This window comes from Treponema sp. R8-4-B8, assembly GCF_054786175.1.
Map to the genome: position 1 here is coordinate 1 of NZ_BDHE01000069.1, position 2120 is coordinate 2120.

Annotated in this window: 2 protein-coding genes; both read left to right on the forward strand. The window is 40.5% G+C overall.

Annotated features, from left to right (window positions below; all coding sequences use genetic code 11):
- A partial coding sequence (dctP, locus tag ACYVRA_RS06240; RefSeq protein WP_461251885.1) for a TRAP transporter substrate-binding protein DctP occupies nucleotides 1-799 on the forward strand: 799 nt, incomplete at its 5' end.
- A gap of 5 nt (nucleotides 800-804) precedes the next feature.
- On the forward strand, nucleotides 805-2120 hold a 1316-nt coding region (locus ACYVRA_RS06245), incomplete at its 3' end, for a TRAP transporter large permease subunit (protein WP_461251886.1).

The window sequence follows — 2120 nt, forward strand, 5'->3', positions numbered from 1 at the left end:
GGAAGGCGATGAAGCGAAAATGATTACTTCTCTTTACAGCAACGCTATTCAAGTGGCGGTTTTTACTTCCGCCGGAATGGCGGATATTTGTCCCGCCGTAATGAATTTAAGCATTCCATTTATGATCAAAAATGAAGCTGAGTTGGATCTTGTGCTTAAAGATATGCTGCCGCTTATTGAAAACCGCGTTAAAAAAGATTTTGTCGTTCTGGCGTGGTCAAAGGGCGGTTGGGTTTACATATTTTCAAAGGAAAAAGTATTAACGCCCGATGATTTACGCAGACAAAGACTTTCAACAAGCCCTGAACTTCGTGATATGAATACGGTATTCAGAACTATGGGTTTCCAGCTTGTAGAGACTGATTTCACAAATATGGGAGCAAAGCTTGCCAGTAATGCGATAAACGCCATATACATTATTCCCGCGTCTGTCGCTCCCTTGGGTCTGCATAAGAGTTTAAACCACATGCTTGAGGTGCCTATTGCCCCAATCTTGGGCGCGATTGTCATGAACCGCGTAACATGGAATAAATTAAGCACGGCGGATCAACTGGAAATTGTTAAAGCTGCGAAAAAGATCGCGTTGGAGTTTGACGCTTCAGAAGTAAGAACTGAAGCAAACGCCATTGCGGCAATGGGCAATGACGGGCTTAGCGTAAACAGGCCGAGTCAGGCTCAGCAGGATATGTGGAGTACTGAATTAAAAAATACTCTGCCTTCGCTTGTCGGATCTATTTTTGACCGCGATTTATTCAACCGGCTTAACTCTATTTTGGAAAAAGCAAGAAGCGGAAAATAAACGTTATGAGCGATAAAAAAAATAATTTTATTTCTGCCTCTTTGGAAATGTTAAAAAATGAATTTAAATTATCGTGGATTGAAAATATAATTTGCTTTATCTCTCTTTCCCTTCTTGCGTTAATTCCTTTTGTTGAGTTAATTTTACATCAGTTCAAGCTGGCAATTACCGGTTCCAATTTAATAATGGTACACCTTTTTTTAGTAACAGGTTTTTTTGCCGCTATGATTACGGCAAGATCCGGCGAACATATATCAATCACCGCCGTTCAATACATAAAAAATGAAAATATAAAAAAGACTCTTGTTTTTATATGCATATTAATTTCAGTTTTCTTGCTGGGCATTTTTGTTTGGGACGGCATTTGCTTTATTAAATACGCCATGCTGGGCAAAAAAGTTGGTTTTATTAAGGATCAAATTTATGGGATTGCGATTCCCCTTGGTTTTGCAGTTATCGCGGCGCGGTTTATTTTAAAACTTAAAAATACGCGCGATAAAATTTTCGCGTCTGCCGCGTTTTTACTTGGCTGTGTCGCTGCTTTGCCCGCTATAGCGAAAATTATATGGGGGCTGGACGGGACTAATACGCCTGAACCTTTTTTCTCGTGGATTAATTATTTATACGACGCGGCGTCGGTTATTAACATTCCGGTAATAATACTGCTAATTATCGCGGGATTTGCCGGAATGCCTATTTTTGCGGCGATTGGCGGCATTGCCTTGATTATACTTCAAGCGGCGGGGCACGAGCCTGAGACTGGGGTGATACAGATTTATTCGGCGCTTACAGACGCGGATTTAATCGCGATACCGTTGTTTACCCTGACAGGTTTTTTCCTTTCAGAGAGCAAGGCGGGAGAGAGGCTTGTCAGTACGTTTAAAATATTTTTTGGCGGGATGCCTGGCGGCATTATTATCGCTACCGTAATTATTTGCGCGTTCTTTACTTCTTTTACAGGCGCGTCAGGCGTTACAATACTTGCTTTAGGCGGAATACTTTACACCATTTTGAACGAAAATAAATACTCCGAGCGTTTTTCCATAGGGCTTTTAACTTCATCAGGCGGCATAGGTTTATTGTTACCTCCAAGCCTCCCTATTATACTGGTGGCTTCGTCAACCAATACAATCCTGCATTTTATGAATAAACCGGTAGAAAATACAATTGTTCATTATTTTATTGGAGCGCTAATACCGGGATTTATTCTTGTGATAGTCACGATTATTGCCGGTCTAGTTCTTTCTTCAAAAGTAAAAATTCAAACTGAAAAATTTAACGGCAGGAACGCGTTACATTCGCTAAAAGAATCTTTTTTTGA